Origin of the sequence: Burkholderia anthina, from assembly GCF_902498995.1 — a bacterium.
In the GTDB taxonomy this organism is placed as follows: domain Bacteria; phylum Pseudomonadota; class Gammaproteobacteria; order Burkholderiales; family Burkholderiaceae; genus Burkholderia; species Burkholderia anthina.
Genome location: NZ_CABVLY010000024.1, coordinates 109,986 through 127,883, shown reverse-complemented (window position 1 = coordinate 127,883; position 17,898 = coordinate 109,986). Strand labels below are relative to the sequence as shown.

Below are 17,898 nucleotides of genomic sequence, written 5' to 3'. Positions count from 1 at the left end.
CTCTCCGGGCCGGGGTCGACGACGCTGCCGCTGGTGGTGTTCTCGCGCGTGCGGCTGGGGCTGAACCCGGAGATGAACGCGCTGGCGACGCTGTTCATCTCGGCCGTGACGATCGGCGTGATCGTGGTGAACCAGGCGATGATCGCGCGCGAACGGCGCCGGGTGGCCGACATGAAGGCGGCGTTCGCGGCGGCCTGAATCCCCTCTTTCCTATCCATCGATAACAAGACCGGCGCGCCGCGCGATGCGGCGCGCCACCGAAAACGCACATTGACAGGCGCACGACAAGGAGAATCCGCAATGAAGAAGAAACTGATCTGCCTGCTGGTGGCCGGCGCGTTGCCGGGCATCGCGCTGGCCGGCTCGACATCCGCCGAGATCAAGGCGCTGCAGGCGCAGGTCGCGGCGCTGCAGAAGCAGATGAAGGCGATGCAGGCGCAGTTCGCCGCGAAGCCGGGCGGCGCCCCGCTCGCGCAGGCCGGCACGGGTGCCGCGGCGAAGCCGGCCGTCGTGGCCGCCGATCCGTCGTCGCCTGACTACGGCCGTGCGCAAGCCACGCTGACCAACGACGAAGTCAGCGACATGAAGCAGCAGATCGCGAACCAGCAGTTGAAGGTCGACTCGCTGACGGACGCGGCCAACACCGGGCCGCTCGCGGGCCTGTCGGTGACGGGCTACATCGACCCGACCTACATCTACAACCGCGCGGCCGGCACGTCGTCGTTCCTGTTCGCGAACCACGAGAACGCGTACAACTATTTCAACAGCACGTTCGGCGACCTCTACCTCGACATCAAGAAGACCTTCGGCGTCGGCCCGATGGCGCCGTCGGCCGAGATCACGCTGATGCCGAACCGCGGCAACGGCATCACGCTGCTGCAGAACTCGCGCGGCTCGATCACCGACAACCTGCTGAACACCGCCGTCGTCAACGTGCCGATCACCGCCGAGACGACGCTCGTCGCCGGCCTGATCCCGAGCTTCGGCGGCTACGAGGTGCAGCAGTCGAACCAGATGCTCACGCTCACGCACAACCTGCTGTACGACTTCTCGGATCCGGGCAGCTACATCGGCGCGGGCGCGAACTACACGAAGGGCAACTGGGCGTGGAAGTTCTTCGTCGGCAACGAGCAGTACCGCACGTACGGCTCGGTCACGCAGACGGGCACGAACGCGCTCGGCGATCCGATCACGACCAGCAACAAGGTGCCGACCTTCACCGGCCGCGTGGACTATACGTGGTCGAGCGCGCTCGACATCGGCGGGTCGTTCAACATCGGCCGCCAGACGCTGCCGAGCGCGATCGACCCGGCGACCGGCAACGTGTCGTACGGTGTGGGCGGCGCCGCGCCGAACGCATACGGCACGTTCTTCTTCGCGGAAGCCGACGCCACCTATACGCTCGCCGACATCCAGTACAACGCGGAGCTCGACTACGGCCAGCAGCAGCATGCGGCGTACAACGGCGGCCTGGCGCAGTGGTACGGCCTGTCGCTGCTCGCGCACCGCAAGTTCAACGCGCCGGTGGTCGGCCGCATGGGCGTGACGCTGCGCTACGATGCGCTGGTCAACAGCAAGAACGGCGGCGGCGGCGGCGGCATCGCGCTGAACGGCAACGGGATGGATCCGTACAACGGCTTCGGCGTCGACGCGGACTGTCTCGCGACGTCGAAGGCGAACGGCGGCCTGGGCTTCGACTGCAAGGGTGCGATCCGTCAGGACGTCGCGCTCGACCTGCTGTTCTATCCGACCCAGCAGATCACGGTGAAGGTCGAATACCGGCACGACTGGGCGAACAACAAGGTGTTCCTGCGCAACGACGGTTCGTACAGCAAGTCCAACGACCTGCTCGCGACGCAGTTCATCTACTCGTTCTGACGCTGGCCGCGCGGGACGCCGTGCCGCATGCACGGCGTCCCGCGCCGTTTCATCCGGCCGGAGGGCGGTGCATCGCGCACCGGCGCCGGCCGTCTTCGAGGGAGTCGGTTTGATGACGCAGTCTTTCACCCGCCGCGCCGATGCGCTCGCGCGCGACTCGTACTACGAAGCGACGGCCACGCGAGCACTGGCCGACGATCCTGTGCTCGACGAGACGATCGACGTCGACGTGTGCGTGATCGGCGCGGGCTTCGCGGGCCTGTCGACGGCGCTCGAGTGCCGGGCACGCGGGCTGTCGGTCGCCGTGATCGACGCGCACCGGCCCGGCTGGGGCGCATCCGGCCGCAACGGCGGCCAGGCGATCACGGGGTTCGCGAAGGACGAGGTGATCGAGCGGCAGCTCGGCGCGAACGGCGCGCGCGCCGCATGGTCGCTGTCGCTCGACGGCGTCGCGCTGATCGCCGAGCGCATCGCGCGCTACGGCATCGACTGCGACTTCACGCGCGGCTACCTGACGGTGGCGACCAAGCCGCGCCGCATCGACGATCTGCGCGCCTGGATGGACGCGGCGACGTCGCGCTGGGGCCATCCGTCGCTGTCGTGGCTCGACACCGCCGAAATCCGCGCGCGCATCGCGTCGACGCGCTATCTGGCGGGCGTCTACGATCCGCTGTCGGGCCACCTGCATCCGCTCAAGTATTGCCTCGGCCTCGCCGATGCCGCGCGCCGCGAAGGCGTCGCGCTCCATGCTCACACGCCCGCGCTCGACATCGTGCGCGGCACGCGCCCCGTCGTGCGCACGCCGTCCGGCGAAGTGCGCTGCCGTTTCGTCGTCTCGTGCTGCAACGCGGGCCCAGGCGGCGTGCTGCCCGCCGCGACCGCCGCACGCATCGCGCCGATCGCCTCGACCATCATCGCGACCGAACCGCTCGGCCGCGCACGCGCCGACGCGCTGATCGCGCAGCGCGAAGCGGTGTGCGACAACAACTTCTTTCTCGACTACTTCCGGCTGTCGGCCGACCACCGGATGCTGTTCGGCGGTCGCGCGAATTCCGCCGGCGCGTCGCCCGGCACGCTCGCCGAAACGATCCGGCAGCGCATGGTCGGCGTGTTCCCGCAACTCGCCGACGTACGTGTCGACCACGCATGGGGCGGCTTCGTCGACGTCACGCGCAATCGCGCGCCGGACTTCGGCGCGCTCGACGCCAACTTCTTCTACGTCCAGGGCTTCAGCGGACACGGCGTCGCGCTGACCGGCATCGCCGGCCGCGCGGTCGCCGCCGCGATCGCGGGCGACACCCACGCGTTCGACCTGTTCGCCCGGCTGCGCCACCGGCGCTTTCCCGGCGGCGATGCGTGGCGACAGCCCGCGCTCGAACTCGGGATGCTGTATCACCGCGTGCGCGAGCTGTTCTAGGGTCTGTCTACGCGTTCCATATGCAGACAGACCCGAGCCCTCTTTCTCCGTTCTCCTCATCATGCAGACATTCGCCAACCAGCCGCACGTCGCGTCGTACTACGCGGCGACCGTCAACGATACGACCCGCCATGCACCGCTCGCCGGCGCGACCGATGCCGACGTGTGCGTGATCGGCGCGGGCCTCACGGGCCTGTCGGCCGCGCTCAACCTCGCCGAGCGAGGCCATTCGGTCACCGTGCTCGAGGCGTCGCGGGTCGGATGGGCGGCGAGCGGGCGCAACGGCGGCCAGCTGATCGGCGGCTTCGCATGCGACATCGACACGTTCGGGCATTTCATGCCGGAAAGCGACGTGAAGCGGATCTGGGACATGGGGCTCGAAACGCTGTCGCTGGTGAAGTCGCGCATCGCACGGCACGACATCGACTGCGCGCTCGTGCCCGGCTACCTGACCGCCGCGAACACCGAGCGCGACGCCGATTCGCTCAAGCGCTGGCGCGACGAGGCCGCGAAGCGCTTCGGTTACGACCGCTTCCATTTCGTCGACGCCGACGCGCTCGGCGACTACGTGCAGTCGGCGCGCTATCGCGGCGGCCTGTACGACCCCGACAGCGGCCACCTGCATCCGCTGAACTACACGCTCGGCCTCGCACGCGCGGCGGCCGGCGCCGGCGTGCGCATCCACGAGGAAAGCTGCGTGACGCGCGTGCGCGACGTCGCGGGCGGCCACGTCGTCGAGACCGATCGAGGGCACGTGCGCGCGCGCTTCGTCGTGCTCGCGTGCAACACCTATGTCGGCACGCTCGCGCCCGCGCTGTCGAGGAAGATCATGCCGGTCGGCACCTACGTGATCGCGACCGAGCCGCTCGGCGAAGCGCGCGCCGCCGCGCTGATGCCCGCGCGCGCGGCCGTCTGCGACAGCCGCTTCGTGCTCGACTATTTCCGGCCGGCGCCCGACACGCGGCTCGTGTGGGGCGGCAAGGTCAGCTATTCGACGCTGCCGCCGCGCAATCTCGCCGAAGCGATGCGGCAGGACATGCTGAAGACGTTCCCGCAACTCGCGGACGTGAAGGTCGACTACGCGTGGGGCGGCTTCGTCGACATCACGATGAACCGCGCGCCGCACTTCGGGCGCGTCGCCCCGACGATGTATTTCGCGCAGGGCTTCTCGGGACACGGCGTGAACACGACCGCGCTCGCGGGCAAGCTGATCGCCGAGGCGATCGACGGGCAGGCGAGCCGCTTCGACCTGTTCGGCCGGATCCGGCATCGCGATTTTCCGGGCGGCGCTGCGCTGCGCACGCCGGCGCTGGTGCTCGCGATGAGCTGGTACCGGCTGCTCGACGCGTTCGGCGTGCATTGAGCGACACGCCGCGGCGTGTCGCCGCGAGACCGCCGCGATCGCCCGCGGCCGTATTCCGTCGTTCGCCGGCGCGGCCGCGCTAGTCGGCCACCTTCTGCCGCATCGTCACGAACTCCTCGGCCGCGGTCGGGTGAATGCCGATCGTGTCGTCGAACTGCGCCTTCGTCGCGCCGGCGCGAATCGCGATCGCGATGCCCTGGATGATCTCGCCCGCATCGCGGCCGACCATGTGCGCACCGATCACGCGCTGGCTGTCGCGCGCGACGACGAGCTTCATCAGCGTGCGCTCGTCGCGGCCCGACAGCGTATGGCGCAGCGCCTTGAACGACGTGCGGTAGATGTCGAGCTCGCCGTGCACGCGACGCGCATCGGCCTCGGTCAGGCCGACCGTCGCGACCTCGGGCTGGCTGAACACGGCCGACGGCACATCGTCGTGATCGGCCGCGACACGCGCCCCGCCAAACAGCGTCCGCGCGAGCAGCGCGCCGTCGCGCGTCGCCACCGGCGTGAGCTGCGGCCGCGACGTCACGTCGCCGATCGCATGGATCGACGCAACCGACGTCGCCGAATACGCATCGACCGCGATCGCGCCGCGCGCATCGAGCAGCACGCCCGCGCGTTCGAGCCCCAGCCCGTCGACGTTCGGCACGCGGCCGGTCGCATAGAGCACCGCGTCGTACGGCCCGTGCTGCGCATCGCCGACGCGCACGGAAAGCGTGCCGTCGTCCGCGCGTGCGATCGATTCGACCACCGCGTGCGCATGGATCGCGACGCCCTGCTTCGTCATCTCGTCGGTCAGGAATTGCCGCACGTCGTCGTCGAAGCCGCGCAGGACTTTTTCACCGCGATAGAACAGATCGACATGGCTGCCGAAACCGTTGAAGATGCCCGCGAACTCGACCGCGATATAGCCGCCGCCGACCACCGCGATGCGCGCGGGCAGCTTCGCGAGCGACAGCGCCTCGCGCGACGTGATCACGTGCTCGATGCCGGGCCGCGGCGGCAGCGACGGGCGCGAACCGGTCGCGATCGCGATGTGGCGCGCGCGGATCGTGCGATCGCCGACGGCGACCGTATGCGCGTCGACGAGCGTCGCGCGTCCCGCGTGCATCTCGACGCCGGATTGCCGCAGCAGGTTGATGTAGATGTCGCTGAGCCGGTTGATCTCGCGATCCTTCGCGGCGATCAGCGCGGGCCAGTCGAGCGTGCCGGCGCCGAACGTCCAGCCGAAGCCCTTCGCGTCCTCGAGCTCGTGCGGATAATGCGATGCGTAGACGAGCAGCTTCTTCGGAATGCAGCCGCGCAGCACGCAGGTGCCGCCGATCTGCTCTTCTTCCGCTATGCCGACGCGCGCGCCGTATGACGCCGACATCCGGGCGAGCCTCACGCCGCCGGAGCCGGCCCCGATGACGAACAGGTCGTAGTCGAAATCCATCGCAAGCCCTCATCGTAGTTCAGCAGTTCGGATGACGGCACGATAGCAAGATTCCGGCATTCGTGCGGAACGTGGCGCGGCACGGCGCACGTTCCATAAAAAACGGCGAGAGACGTCGCCTCTCGCCGGTCAAACCAGCTGCCGGGTGTGCCATGCGTCACCGATCGACCACATGCCCGGCCTGCCGGCCGCGCGGCACCGGTCCGCCCGGGCGCGCGAATCGCGCACCCTCGGCGGGACCAGCCGCCATGCTCATGCCTGCGACGTGTCGCTGCCGTCCGTCGCCTGCGTATCGTCCGCAGCCTGTTCGGGCTGCTCATCCTTCTTTTCGACCAGGCCTTCGAGTGCTTCGGCACCCTTGAAGCCGGCCACCGCCGCCGCCGCCTTGGTCAGCAGGCCCGCATCCGGATCCAGCTTTTCCGCGCCTTCAACGGCCGCCACTGCGCCTGCGATTTCACCCACGGTGTTCAGGATACCCATCGTCATCCCCTTTCAAGAAAATCGTGAGCGCATCGTCCCACGAAAAAAAACCGGCAGACCGTGTTTGTCATCACCGGATACACAAGTTACGCACCAGGCCGGCCGCACGCGACGCGCGCTCCGGAACGACGTCCGCGCGTGCGTTGCGGCACGCGGCGGACCCTGCACGCAGCGTAGCGGAAACACTTCGCGCGCACTGTCAAAGTATGTTCTGGAATCCCGACGGATGCCTTACGGGCCGGCCTTTCCCGATGGAGCGATCGCTGAATAGTCGCCCCCGCGCATGAAGCTCGCGTGACGAAAAAAAGAGGCTCCCGCAGGAGCCTCTTCGAGGTGCGCCGGGCCGATGCCCGCGCAGGAATGCCGACGTTCGTCAGAAGATATTGCGCAGACCGATCGCGATGCCCGTCTGGTTGCTGCGACCCGGCAGCTCGACGTTCGCCGCGCCGTTCGTCTTGTTGAAGTCGACGGTGCCGTAGACTTCCGTGCGCTTGCTCAGCGCGTATTCGGCGATACCGACGATCGCGTAGCGGTTGCCGCTCGCGAGCGTGCCGTTCGCGGTCATCGCATTGCGCATGTGGTCGTAGTAGAACGCGCCCGTCAGCGTCAGCGGCGTGCTGACCTGCCAGCTCACGCCCGCGAACGGACCGTCGTCGATCCGGCCCGTGCCCTTCGAGACCGGAATCGACTGCTGCGCGAGCAGGCTGTCGACGAAACCGGTGTCGTCCTTCGAGCGCAGGTAGCCCGCATAGACCTTCGCCTTGCTGAACGCGTACACGACGTTCGCGTGGTAGATCGTCTGCTTGCGCGCGGAGTTGTCGCTGTTTTGCTGCGCGCCGGCCGCGATGCTGAGCGGACCCGTCACGTACGACACCGACACGCCCCACGCATTGCCCTTGCCGAGCGAGCCCGGGATCTGGCCCGAGAAGCCGCCCGCGCCGGTCGATTCGTAGTTGGTGCCCGTCGAGTACATCACCTTCGCGGTCAGGCCCGCGAACTTGCCGGTGTACTTGATCTGGTTGTCCGCATACAGACCGCCGCCCAGCGCGACCGGCAGCCATGCGTTTTCGAGGTAGTTACCGACCGTCAGAGGATCGTAGGTGTCCGACAGCAGGTCGAACAGCGGCGTCTTCTGGCGGCCGAGGGTCACCGTGCCGTACGGGCTCTGCAGGCCGACGTACGCTGCGCGGTTGAACAGGCGGCCGCTGTCGGCGAATGCGCCGTTCTGCAGGTTCACGCCGCTTTCCAGGTTGAACAGGGCCTTCAGGCCGCCGCCGAGGTCTTCCGTGCCGTAGATGCCGAAGCGGCTGTTGGTGATCGCGCCGTTGGTCATCGACAGCAGGCCGTCGTTCTTGGCGTTTGCGTTGGTCAGGTAACGGATGCTGGCGTCGGCGACGCCCCACAGCGTGACCGAGCTTTGTGCTGCTGCGTACTGGCTGGCGAAGGCCAGGGCCGCGCCCCCTGCGATGGCTGCGAGTCGAGTGGTCTGCTTCATGAGCTTTCCTTTTTGTAGGTGTCTCCATTCATGGCCGGCCGCGTGCGCAGCCGGGTGGCGATCGCGGACGCTCATGGCGCACGCGATGTGGGCAGAATCATAAGACGAGTGCACGTGCTGAAAGAAATTGAAATGCCCGGTAATGCGCGACTGTCGCCCTGGAACAACGTTTCCCGCGCCGCACGTGCGTCTCGCGCCGATGAAACGGCGCGCGGCAGCGGCGAAATGAGGGCCTGCGATGTAAGGATCGGGCGGGGCCGGCGAGGAAAGCGGCGGGGTTGCGGGCGGAGGCGGAACGATCGGGAGATGACCCGCGCCGCGCCCGATCGGGCGGCATCGGGCACGGCGCGTCGCGGGAGCGACGCGTATGGACGAAGCCGCAAAACGGCGGAGTGCGTCACCCGCGAATCCATCGCACGGCTCACCGGCGGCCCGAGCGCACGTCGTCAGGCTGCTTGCGGCGTCCCGCCGCCGGCGTTGCCGTCACCGCCTTTATCGCTGCTGCTGCCACCGTCATCGCCCGCGCGCCGACGCGCACGCCGCACGATTTCCGCGAACGCACCGGCGAGCAGCAACACGGCGCCCCACAGCGCGACTTCCGGCACGAGCCGCGTCACGAAGCCGCCGGCCACCGCACCGGCCAGGAAGCAGAAGCTGATCGTCGCGAGCAGCGCCGAGTCGTGCAGCGCGCCCGCGTCGTAGCGCGGGATCAGTCCGACGAACAGTTTCTGCGCGGCGCGCCGGAGGTTGCCGGTCGTCATCACCGACGTGTACGACAGTTCTTCGAGATGGGTGAACGACAGCGTCTGCAGCGTCGCGACGAACGAGATACCCGGAATCAGCCACGCGCTCGACGCGCCGACGAGCCCGCTCGCGGCGAAGCCGAGAAACGCGATCTCGACGATCAGGCTCGTGAACGCCGTGTGCCGCATCCAGCCGCGCCGCGCGGCAAGACCGAGCAGGTGCGCGACGAACACCGCGACCACGAAGCCGCCGAGCGGCGGCACATGATGGAGTGCGGCCGCCCATTCGCCGGCCGACAGGTTGATGCCGAGCAGCGCGACGTTGCCGGTCATCGTGTTCGCGAATACGTGGCCGTGGCCGACGTACGTATACGCATCGAGATAGCCGCCGGACAGCGTCAGCAGCGCGGCGACAGTGAGGTTGCGGCTCGCGCCGTCGAGATCCATCGATCCTCCCGTGTGGCGCACCGCGCGCGGCGGGCGGCGCGTGATTCACCGATTCCGTCATCGATCCCGGCCGGCGCCGGGCGTTGCCCGCCCGCGCGGCCACCGCGCAGGCCCGCGCGCCGCGCCAATATAATGCTCGGCGTCGGGCGCGCATCGGCCGCACGCGCCGGCGCACGAGGCCGGCGTCCGGCCGGCGTCGCCGGAGAAAGACCGGCCGAGTATACCGGCCGGCCGCGAGCAGGCTCCCCGCACCGTCTCAACCCGCCGTCGAATGACATGACACCCGCGAAGTTTTTCCTGCGCTTCACCGTGATCCCGTTCGTCGCGATCGTGCTGGTGGCCGTCTGGGCGTTCAACCGGGAATCGGGCGAGATCGATGCGCGCCAGTATGCGGCGCTGGCGGCGGCCTATCCGTCGTTCACGCCGAAACTCAAGCGCGAGGTGGCGCACGCATTGCGCGACAGCGACAGGCTGGGCAAGGCCGACTACGACGCGATCATGCGCGATGCGCTCGAAGCCGGTTACGTCGCGGACTGGCCGACGCCGACGGACGATGTCAGCGCCGAGCGCGGCCGGCTGCTCGGCCTCGTGAACAGCGACCAGCCGGCGTCGCCGTAGTGGCCGTAGTGGCCGTAGCAGCCGCGGCGGCCGGCACCGGCCGCCCGCCGCTCACTGGCCGATGCCGGTGAGTCCGACCAGCGCGCCGGCCGCGAGCAGCCACAGCGGATGGATGCGCGTGCGCCACGCGAGCATCGCGCACGCGGCCGTGATGCCCCACTGGATCGCCGTGCGGTTCGACGCTTCCGAGATCAGCACCGCGCTGGCCGCGACGAGCCCGGCCGTGACCGGCATCATCCCCTGCTGCACGTAGCGGCGCCACGGCCGGTCGCGAAAGCGCTCCCACGCATGCAGCGCGAGCACGGTGACGAGCGACGACGGCCCGAACTTCGCGATCGACGCGACCAGCAGCCCGGCCCAGCCGGCCACATGCCAGCCGACCAGCGACACGATCATCATGTTCGGCCCCGGCGCCGCCTGCGCGAGCGCGAACAGCGCGGTGAATTCGTGCGCGCTCATCCAGTGATGCACGTCGACCACCTGCCGCTGCATCTCCGGCAGGATCGTGTTCCCGCCGCCGAACGCGAGCAGCGACAGCTGGCTGAAAATCGTCGCGATGGCGATCAGCGTGTCGTTCACGAGCGGCCTCCGTCGCGTGCGGCGGCGCGCTGCGGCGCCGGCGTGTCGCGGCGTCGCGACGCGAGCCAGATGCTCACGGGGGTCAGCACCAGCATCGTGGTCAGCAGCGGAATGCGCAACACCGCGATCGCGACGAACGACAGCGCCGCGATGCCGGCCGCCGCGCGCGCGTGGCGCAGCGGTTTCAGGACCTTCACGGCCATCGCGACGAGCAGGCCCGCGGCCGCGGCGGCAAGCCCGCCGAACAGGTGCTGCACGCGCGGATCGCCCTGCGTCTTCGCGTACAGCACGCCGAGCGCGACGACGACGAGCGTCGGCCCCGCGATCAGCCCGAGAATGCCGGCGAACGCGCCCGCGACGCCGCGAAAGCGCATGCCGACGGCGACCGACAGGTTGATCACGTTGCCGCCCGGCAGGAACTGGCACAAGCCGAGCAGATCGGTGAATTCGTCGGCGGAAAGCCACTTGCGCTGCTCGACGAGCGTGCGCCGCGCGAACGGCAGCGCGCCGCCGAACGACATCAGGCCAAGCGACAGGAAACCGGTAAACAACTCGGCGAGGCCGACCTGGCGCGGCAATGCAGCAGGCGGAGGAGAAACGGATTGCATGGGGATCCTCATCAAACGGTGCCCCGAGGTTACCGCCGTTCAGGATGCCGGCAAAACGATTTTATCGGCGCACGCTTGTGATCTAGAATCACAAGCATGGCACGCGATCTCCCGCCCTTTTCCGCGCTTCGGGCCTTTGAAGCAGCGGCACGACACGAAAGCTTCAGCGCTGCCGGCGACGAGCTGCATGTGACTCATGGTGCCATCAGCCGGCAAATCGCGGGGTTCGAGGCATGGCTCGGCAAGCCGGTGTTCCACCGCTACGGCAAGCGCGTGAAGCTCACCGACGAGGGCCGCCGCTATCTCGACACCGTGCGCGCCGCGTTCGACAGCATCGCGCTCGCCACCGAGCAGTTGCGCAACACGGGCACGGCGCGCGTGCTGCGCATCAATGCGCTGCCGACCTTCGCGATGAAATGGCTGCTGCCGCGCCTGTCGCGGTTCCAGCGCGACGTGCCGAACGTCGAGCTGAAGCTGTCCACGTCGAATGCGCCGCTCGACGCGCTCGACGGCTTCGACGTCGCGATCCGCCGCGGCCCCGGCCACTGGCCCACCTGCACGAGCGGCCACTTTCTCGACGAAAGCGTGATCCCCGTCTGCAGCCCCGCGCTGCTCAGGCGCGCGCCGATTGCCCGCGCGGACGATCTCGCGCGGCACGTGCTGCTGCATTCGGATACGCGCCCGGAAGGCTGGCGCGACTGGTTCGCGGCGGCCGGCGTGACGATGAAGGGGCGCAAGCGGCAGTCGTTCGACCACTTCTACCTGGCGCTGCAGGCGGCCGTCGACGGGCTGGGCGTCGCGCTCGGCCCGCTGCCACTGATCGACGACGAGCTCGCGAGCGGGCGGCTGGTGATGCCGCTCGACGGGCCGCGCATCGCGACGCGCAGCTACTGGTGGATCGCGCCGCGCGCGCCGGTCGACGATCCGCTCGTCGCGCAGTTCTGCGCGTGGCTGCAGGCACAGTCGAATACCGGCGCATAAGCGCCGCGTACGGTAGCGGGCGGCGTTGCACCGCCCGCTTTCGTTCAGACCACGGGGCCCGGTTCCTGCTCCTTGCGCAGGATCGCATACAGGATGATCGCGCCGAACGTCGCGGTGCCGATCCCGCCGAGCCCGAAACCGCCGATCTTCAGCGAGAAATCGCCCGCGCCGAGCACGAGCGTGACGGCCGCGACGATCAGGTTGCGGTTGTCGGAGAAGTCGACCTTGTTGACGACCCAGATCCGCGCGCCCGTCACCGCGATCAGCCCGAACACGACGATCGACACGCCGCCGAGCACCGGGCCCGGAATCGTCTGGATCACCGCGCCGAACTTCGGCGAGAAACCGAGCACGATCGCGATCAGCGCGGCGATCGCGAACACCAGCGTCGAGTAGATCCGCGTGACGGCCATCACGCCGATGTTCTCCGCATAGGTCGTCACACCCGTGCCGCCGACGCTGCCCGACACGATCGTTGCGAGCCCGTCGCCGATGAACGCGCGACCCACGTAGCGATCGAGGCTGGTACCCGTCATCGCGCTGACGGCCTTGATGTGGCCGAGGTTTTCCGCGACCAGGATCACCGCGATCGGCGCGAGCATCAGCATCGCGTGCGGATCGAACACCGGCGCGCGGAAGCTCGGCACCCCGAACCAGGCCGCCTGCCCGACGATCGAGAAATCGATCGGCTTGCCGAGCCCCATCCCGTTGGTCGCGATCGCATAGATCACATAGGCGATCACCAGCCCGACCAGGATCAGCAGGCGCTGCACCATGCCGCGCGAGAACACCGCGACGCCACCCACGCACAGCACCGTGACGAGCGCCATCACCGATTCGAAAGTCGACCCGGACACACCCTTGACCGCGATCGGCGCGAGGTTCAGCCCGATCACCGCGACCACCGCGCCGGTGACGACGGGCGGCATCAGCGTCTCGATCCAGCGCGTGCCGATCGCCTGCACCAGCGCGCCGAGCGCGACGTACACGACGCCGCACGCGATGATCCCGCCGAGCGCGACCGGGATGTTCGGATTCGGCCCGCTGCCGCCGTAGCCGGTCACCGCGATCACCAGGCCGATGAACGCGAAGCTCGAGCCGAGGTAGCTCGGCACGCGGCCGCCGACCAGCACGAAGAACAGCAGCGTGCCGATGCCCGACATGAAGATGCACAGGTTCGGGTCGAAGCCCATCAGCAGCGGCGCGAGCACGGTCGAGCCGAACATCGCGACGACGTGCTGCACGCCCATCGCGATCATCTGCGGCCACGCCAGGCGCTCGTCGGGGCCGACCACGCGCGAGGCCGCGCCGGTCGATTGCACCCGCCAGCGCGGGAAGTAGGAATCGGACATGGGGAAAAGGGCTCCTGTCGGTCGCCGGCTGCGGACGGTGCGCCGGTCTGGAATCTGGCGCGAGTTTACGGAGCGGAAATGGGGCTGGCAAGCGCGAACCGTCGCCGCAACGGTCATGCCTGCCGGAGAGCGCATGACGGAGCCGCGGGCTCGCACCGGTGGCCAACGGCGGCCGGCCGGTGCGCCGCGCGATGTAAGCGGGCGCTCACATCGCGTCGGTCGCCGCGGGCATCACGAATTGATGTACTGGAACAGCGACAGGTTCTGCAGCTGCGCGTAGGCCTTTTGCGCGCCCGACAGCGCGTTCTGCATCTGCAGGAACTGACTGATCGTCGACACCATGTTGGTGCTCGTCAGATCCGACAGGTCGTTGGTGACCTGCAGCGAATTGTTCTGGTTCACCGCCTGCATCGCCTGGATTTCCTGCTCGCGGCCGCCGACCGACGCCTGCACGGTGAGGATGTTCGTCATCGTATTGTTCAGCTTCGTCGTGCCGGTCGTCATCGTGTTCGCGAGCGCGGCCGCGGCGGACGTATCGCTGCCGACCGGCGTCTTCAGCGCGGCGATCATCGTGTCGAGCGTCGCGAACACGTCGGTGCCGGCCTGCGGCGCGGGCGTGACCGTGAACGTGTCGCCCGCTGCCGGCGTACCCGACACCGGCACCGTCAGGCCGTTGCCGAGCGCGATCGCACCGCCTTCCGAATACGGCTGCGGCTGGGTCTCGCTCGACGGCCCGATCGTGTTGTCGGTCACCGTATAGGTCGGCGCATCCGCCGTGCCGCCGAACGTGATCGTGAACGCGTGGCCGTTGGTCGCCGCCGCCGGGTTCGTGATCGACACCGCGCCGATCGTGCCGGTGCCGGTATTGCCCGTGCCCGTCGCGCCCGTGCCGGCGGCCGGCACCGGCTGGCTGCCGAGCATCGGCACCGACATGAACACGCTGGCGCCGCTGTCGCCCTGCGAAATCGAGCGCGTATCGGCGATCTGCACGTCGCGCGTGCCGCTGTCGCCGCTGTACACCGCGCCGCCGCCCGCCGCGTTCGAGAACGGCGCCGAAGTCGACTGCGTGCCCGCGAACAGATAGTTGCCCGCGCCGTCCGCGGTATTCGCGAGCGTCATCAGCTGGTCGCGATAGCCCTGCAGCTGGGTCCCGAGCGCCGCCCGGTCGCTGTCGGACAGCGAGCCGTCGCCGGCCTGCATGACGATCGTATGCATACTGTTCAGCAGGTTGTTCACGCTCGTCAGCGTCTGGTCTTCCTTCTGGAGCGACGACAGCGCGACGTTCTGGTTGGTGGCGTACTGCGACAGCGTCGCCGAGCTCATCGACAGCTGCACCGCCTGCGCGGCGCCGAGCGGGTTGTCGGCGGGCGTGGACAGGCTCACGCCGCTCGAAATCTGCTGGTACAGCTGCGCGAGCTGCGCCTGCTGGTCGCTCATCTGCGCGACGTTGAGCTGGTAAAACTGGGAAGTGGAAATCCGCATCGCTTCGATCCCCGGAATCAGTTGAACAGGCCGAGCACGGTCTGGAACAGCGTCGCGGCCGTCTGGATGACCTTCGCGTTGGCCTGGTAGAGCTGCTGGTACTGCATCAGGTTCGCCGCTTCCTCGTTCTGGTTCACGCCCGACACCGCCTGCTGCGCGGTCGTGATCTGGCCGACGAGCGACGTCTGCGCGGCGCTCGACGACTTCAGCTGGCTCGCCGAGTTGCCGATGCCGTTCACGTAGCCGGCATACGCGCCGGTCAGCGTGGTCGAGCCGTTGCCGAACGACTTCGTGCTGACGATCTGCGACAGCGCGAGCGCGTTGGAACCGTCGTTCGTGCCACCCGCGTAAGGCCCGATCTTGAACGCATCGCCGTCCGCCGGCGTGCCCGCCAGCGACACGGTCACGCCGTTCATCGCGCCCTGCGCGGTGCCCGACATCGTCAGCGTCGCGCCCACGGACGGGTCGTACGGCACCTGCGTCGTGCCGTCGGTAATCTCCACCGTCTGCGGCGGCGTGCTCCCGATCGTCACCGTGGTGCCGGCCGGGAAACCCGACAGCGACTGGCTCGCCGCGTCGTAGGTCAGCGTGGTCGACGGCACCTGGTAGCCGGCGCTCACCCCGCCCTGCGTGATGGTGGCGCTGCCCGAGTTCGTCGTGGCGGCCGATGCCACCACCGGCGACGCGGCCGCGATCGCCGAGCCGCTCGACGTCGCGAGGGCGAAGCCGTCCAGCGCGCCGCGCGTCGGCAGCACGGTGAACTGGTCGCCGGCATTCATCTGCGTGCCGTCCGCGAACGAGAAGTCCAGGCCGCCGATCGAGGCCGGCATCGACGTCGACTGGCCGACCACCGTGCCGCTCGCACGATCGGTCAACGTGTAGTTCGTGCCGTCGTACGACAGCGTGTAGTCGCTCGTGGTCGGCTGCGACGCATCGGCGAACGACACGCTCGGCGACGCATTGCCCGTATTACCCTGGTTCGCGTAGACGGCCGGATCCGGGATCGTGAACAGCTTGCCGCCCGGCATGCCCGACAGGTCGACGCCGAGTGCGTTCTGCCCGTTGACCTGCGCGGCGAAGCTGGTCGCGATCGCGCCGAGCTGCGCCTGCGCCGGGTCGAGCGTCTGGTTGCGGAACGCGAGCAGGCCGCCGAGCGTGCCGCCCGACAGCGACGAATCGGGCAGCGTCTGGTTCGGGCCCTGCGGATTCGCGCCGGCGATGCCCTGCGACACGACGGTCAGCTCGCTCGGATCGGACGACGACGCCACGGTCGCGAGCTGGTAGCTCTTGTCGGCGACGACGAGCGGCTGGCCGCCCGCGAGGAATACGCTGTAGCCGCTGTCGTTGCGCACCACCTGCACGCCGGCGAGGCTCGACAGGTTCGACAGCGCGAGATCGCGCTGGTCCATCAACTGGTTCGGCGGCTGCCCCTGGCTGTTCGCGGCCGTGATCTGCTGGTTCAACTGCGCGATCTGCGCGGTGTACGTGTTGATCTGCGACACCGTGCTGGTGAGCTGCGTATTCACGCTCTGGCGCAGCGCGTCGTACTGCTGGCCGGCCGCCGTGATCTGGTCGGCCAGCGTCTGCGCGTTGCTCATCGCGGTCTGCCGCACCGACGGATCGGACGCATTGTTCGCGACGCCCTGCAGCCCGGTGAAATAGTTGGTGATCGCGGTCGAGATCCCGGCCGTCGGGCTGCCGACGTAGTTGTTCAGTTGCGCGACGAGCGAATACCAGGTCGACAGCGCGCCGCTTTGCGACTGTGCGCTGTTCAGCTGGTCGTTCAGGTACTGGCTGTACTGCCGCTGCACGGTGACGGTGTTCACGCCCTGCGGCAGGTAGCCGCTCGACGTGTACTGGCCGCTCGCCTCGGCATACACCGGGCGCTCGACCGAATAGCCCGGCGTCGCGGCGTTGCTGATGTTCTGGCCGGTCGTCGTGAGGCCCCAGAGCGCGGCATTCAGGCCGCTGACGCCGAGGTTCAAGAGAGAGTTGGACATGCGCGATCCTGATGGGCCGGCCGGGCTGCGGCCGCCGGGTTGCGTGACTCCCGGTATAACGGCCGCCGAGCGGAAAAATTGAGGAAAAAATGCACGCGCGACGCGCGGGCGCGCATCGCGTTCGGGGAGACGGGCGGGCCCTGGCGGCGCCCGGCGTGAAAGCGGCCCGCGCGGGGGGCCGGCAGCGCGCGTCAGGCCCGCGCGAGCGAGCGGCGCTTCATTTCGAGCTGCGTGATCAGGCGCTGCAGCGTGTTCTCCGCGCTGCCCGGCAACGACATGAAGCGAAACCCGAGCTGGTAGCGCCGCGAGCCGTTCGGCATCTGGGTCGAACGCTGCGACACGAGGCACAGGTCGAGCGACAGCTTGCCGTGGCCGGTCAATTCGAGCTCGACCTCCGGCAGCAGCGTGCCGACCTCGAGCGCCTCGACACGCTCGTCGGCCGTGCGCAGGCCGACGCCGCCGAGCGACAGGTTGTGCACCTCGAACACGAAGCCCTCGCCGTCCGGCAGCTTGCCGCGGCACAGGAACGGATCGATCACCGGCGCATCGACGCGAAAATATTCGCGGCGCTGGATGCACATGAGCACGTCGGGGAAATCGGCGACGAACGCGGGCAGCCCCTCGTAGCGCGTCTCGCGCGGCGTACCCGTGGTGAATTCGACGCGCACGCCGTCCGGCGCGGCCGAGAACGTGCAGTGCGACGCGGCGAGAATGCCGGCGTTCTGCTCGGACAGCGCACCCCAGTCGAACGTGAACGTGCGCGCGCCGACGTCGACTTCGAGCAGGCGCGTGACAAGCTGGCCGCCCGGGTACTGGACGGTCAGGAAATCGCCCCGGTTCACGAGGTTGCGCAGCTGCACGCCGATCTCCAGCGGATTGCGGCGGGCGTAATCGGGCCCGGAGTGGCCCGCATCCTGACTCGGAGCGGACGACGTTTCGATATTCATGGCTAGCCGGTTTTCTTGTCATGGGCGCCCGGGGCAACCGGTGCGCAGTAAAACCGGGCCAGAACATGGGCCC

The 17,898-nt window shown here is 68.8% G+C and carries 15 protein-coding genes and 1 pseudogene; 6 read left to right on the top strand and 10 right to left on the bottom strand.

The window, feature by feature from the left end:
• The 4 genes and pseudogenes from BME24068_RS27020 to BME24068_RS27005 form a co-directional block, all read left to right on the top strand.
• Positions 1 to 198 (top strand): annotated as a pseudogene (locus BME24068_RS27020) (putrescine ABC transporter permease PotI); the annotation flags it as partial.
• A 102-nt stretch (positions 199 to 300) separates the two neighbouring features.
• Entirely contained in the window at positions 301 to 1,878 is a 1,578-nt protein-coding gene (locus BME24068_RS27015) for a DUF3138 family protein (RefSeq protein ID WP_174927914.1), read from the top strand.
• A 112-nt stretch (positions 1,879 to 1,990) separates the two neighbouring features.
• A complete protein-coding gene (locus BME24068_RS27010) occupies positions 1,991 to 3,295 on the top strand; it encodes an NAD(P)/FAD-dependent oxidoreductase (protein ID WP_174927913.1) in 1,305 nt (434 codons plus the stop codon).
• Positions 3,296 to 3,356: 61 nt separating this feature from the next.
• Complete coding sequence (locus BME24068_RS27005; RefSeq protein ID WP_096508520.1) at positions 3,357 to 4,658, top strand: NAD(P)/FAD-dependent oxidoreductase; 1,302 nt, start codon at positions 3,357 to 3,359, stop codon at positions 4,656 to 4,658.
• Between the two features lie 79 nt (positions 4,659 to 4,737).
• Here the strand turns inward: BME24068_RS27005 and gor are convergent, their stop codons facing one another.
• The 4 genes from gor to BME24068_RS26985 all read right to left on the bottom strand — a co-directional run bounded on the left by gor (position 4,738) and on the right by BME24068_RS26985 (position 9,258).
• A complete protein-coding gene (gor, locus tag BME24068_RS27000; RefSeq protein WP_096508519.1) occupies positions 4,738 to 6,093 on the bottom strand; it encodes a glutathione-disulfide reductase in 1,356 nt (451 codons plus the stop codon).
• Positions 6,094 to 6,345: 252 nt separating this feature from the next.
• Positions 6,346 to 6,573 (bottom strand): hypothetical protein, encoded by a 228-nt coding sequence (locus BME24068_RS26995; RefSeq protein WP_096508526.1) that lies wholly within the window; start codon positions 6,571 to 6,573, stop codon positions 6,346 to 6,348.
• 373 nt (positions 6,574 to 6,946) lie between these two features.
• Positions 6,947 to 8,068: a porin gene (locus BME24068_RS26990; RefSeq protein ID WP_096508518.1), complete on the bottom strand. Its 1,122-nt coding sequence runs from the start codon at positions 8,066 to 8,068 to the stop codon at positions 6,947 to 6,949.
• A gap of 446 nt (positions 8,069 to 8,514) precedes the next feature.
• A complete protein-coding gene (locus BME24068_RS26985) occupies positions 8,515 to 9,258 on the bottom strand; it encodes a YoaK family protein (RefSeq protein ID WP_174927912.1) in 744 nt (247 codons plus the stop codon).
• Positions 9,259 to 9,534: 276 nt separating this feature from the next.
• Here BME24068_RS26985 and BME24068_RS26980 point away from each other — a divergent pair, with 276 nt between their 5' ends.
• Positions 9,535 to 9,876, top strand: coding sequence for a hypothetical protein (locus BME24068_RS26980; protein ID WP_174927911.1), 342 nt, complete (start codon positions 9,535 to 9,537; stop codon positions 9,874 to 9,876).
• A gap of 51 nt (positions 9,877 to 9,927) precedes the next feature.
• Here the strand turns inward: BME24068_RS26980 and BME24068_RS26975 are convergent, their stop codons facing one another.
• A complete protein-coding gene (locus tag BME24068_RS26975) occupies positions 9,928 to 10,455 on the bottom strand; it encodes a chromate transporter (RefSeq protein ID WP_124828101.1) in 528 nt (175 codons plus the stop codon).
• On the bottom strand, positions 10,452 to 11,063 hold the full coding sequence (locus tag BME24068_RS26970; RefSeq protein WP_174927910.1) for a chromate transporter: 612 nt from the start codon (positions 11,061 to 11,063) through the stop codon (positions 10,452 to 10,454). Before BME24068_RS26970 ends, BME24068_RS26975 begins: the two co-directional genes overlap by 4 nt.
• A gap of 96 nt (positions 11,064 to 11,159) precedes the next feature.
• Here BME24068_RS26970 and BME24068_RS26965 point away from each other — a divergent pair, with 96 nt between their 5' ends.
• Entirely contained in the window at positions 11,160 to 12,044 is an 885-nt protein-coding gene (locus tag BME24068_RS26965) for a transcriptional regulator GcvA (protein ID WP_096508513.1), read from the top strand.
• Positions 12,045 to 12,088: 44 nt separating this feature from the next.
• Here BME24068_RS26965 and BME24068_RS26960 read toward each other — a convergent pair whose 3' ends face one another.
• From BME24068_RS26960 to BME24068_RS26945, 4 genes are all read right to left on the bottom strand, one after another.
• Positions 12,089 to 13,396: a solute carrier family 23 protein gene (locus BME24068_RS26960; RefSeq protein ID WP_174927909.1), complete on the bottom strand. Its 1,308-nt coding sequence runs from the start codon at positions 13,394 to 13,396 to the stop codon at positions 12,089 to 12,091.
• A gap of 231 nt (positions 13,397 to 13,627) precedes the next feature.
• Complete coding sequence (gene flgL, locus BME24068_RS26955; RefSeq protein WP_174927908.1) at positions 13,628 to 14,878, bottom strand: flagellar hook-associated protein FlgL; 1,251 nt, start codon at positions 14,876 to 14,878, stop codon at positions 13,628 to 13,630.
• 17 nt (positions 14,879 to 14,895) lie between these two features.
• On the bottom strand, positions 14,896 to 16,878 hold the full coding sequence (gene flgK / locus BME24068_RS26950) for a flagellar hook-associated protein FlgK (RefSeq protein ID WP_174927907.1): 1,983 nt from the start codon (positions 16,876 to 16,878) through the stop codon (positions 14,896 to 14,898).
• A 191-nt stretch (positions 16,879 to 17,069) separates the two neighbouring features.
• Positions 17,070 to 17,825 carry a flagellar brake protein gene (locus BME24068_RS26945; RefSeq protein ID WP_096508509.1) on the bottom strand — a complete coding sequence of 252 codons (756 nt, stop codon included), beginning with the start codon at positions 17,823 to 17,825 and terminating at the stop codon, positions 17,070 to 17,072.
• Positions 17,826 to 17,898: the final 73 nt, after the last annotated feature.

Excerpts from the sequence above, each read along its gene's own strand:
- BME24068_RS26945 (WP_096508509.1), bottom strand. The coding sequence starts at position 17,825 with ATGAATATCGAAACGTCGTCCGCTCCGAGTCAGGATGCGGGCCACTCC.
- BME24068_RS26995 (WP_096508526.1), bottom strand. The coding sequence starts at position 6,573 with ATGGGTATCCTGAACACCGTGGGTGAAATCGCAGGCGCAGTGGCGGCC.
- BME24068_RS26970 (WP_174927910.1), bottom strand. The coding sequence starts at position 11,063 with ATGCAATCCGTTTCTCCTCCGCCTGCTGCATTGCCGCGCCAGGTCGGC.
- BME24068_RS26980 (WP_174927911.1), top strand. The coding sequence starts at position 9,535 with ATGACACCCGCGAAGTTTTTCCTGCGCTTCACCGTGATCCCGTTCGTC.
- BME24068_RS27010 (WP_174927913.1), top strand. The coding sequence starts at position 1,991 with ATGACGCAGTCTTTCACCCGCCGCGCCGATGCGCTCGCGCGCGACTCG.
- BME24068_RS26985 (WP_174927912.1), bottom strand. The coding sequence starts at position 9,258 with ATGGATCTCGACGGCGCGAGCCGCAACCTCACTGTCGCCGCGCTGCTG.
- BME24068_RS27005 (WP_096508520.1), top strand. The coding sequence starts at position 3,357 with ATGCAGACATTCGCCAACCAGCCGCACGTCGCGTCGTACTACGCGGCG.
- flgK (WP_174927907.1), bottom strand. The coding sequence starts at position 16,878 with ATGTCCAACTCTCTCTTGAACCTCGGCGTCAGCGGCCTGAATGCCGCG.
- BME24068_RS26960 (WP_174927909.1), bottom strand. The coding sequence starts at position 13,396 with ATGTCCGATTCCTACTTCCCGCGCTGGCGGGTGCAATCGACCGGCGCG.
- BME24068_RS26965 (WP_096508513.1), top strand. The coding sequence starts at position 11,160 with ATGGCACGCGATCTCCCGCCCTTTTCCGCGCTTCGGGCCTTTGAAGCA.
- BME24068_RS27015 (WP_174927914.1), top strand. The coding sequence starts at position 301 with ATGAAGAAGAAACTGATCTGCCTGCTGGTGGCCGGCGCGTTGCCGGGC.
- flgL (WP_174927908.1), bottom strand. The coding sequence starts at position 14,878 with ATGCGGATTTCCACTTCCCAGTTTTACCAGCTCAACGTCGCGCAGATG.
- BME24068_RS26990 (WP_096508518.1), bottom strand. The coding sequence starts at position 8,068 with ATGAAGCAGACCACTCGACTCGCAGCCATCGCAGGGGGCGCGGCCCTG.
- gor (WP_096508519.1), bottom strand. The coding sequence starts at position 6,093 with ATGGATTTCGACTACGACCTGTTCGTCATCGGGGCCGGCTCCGGCGGC.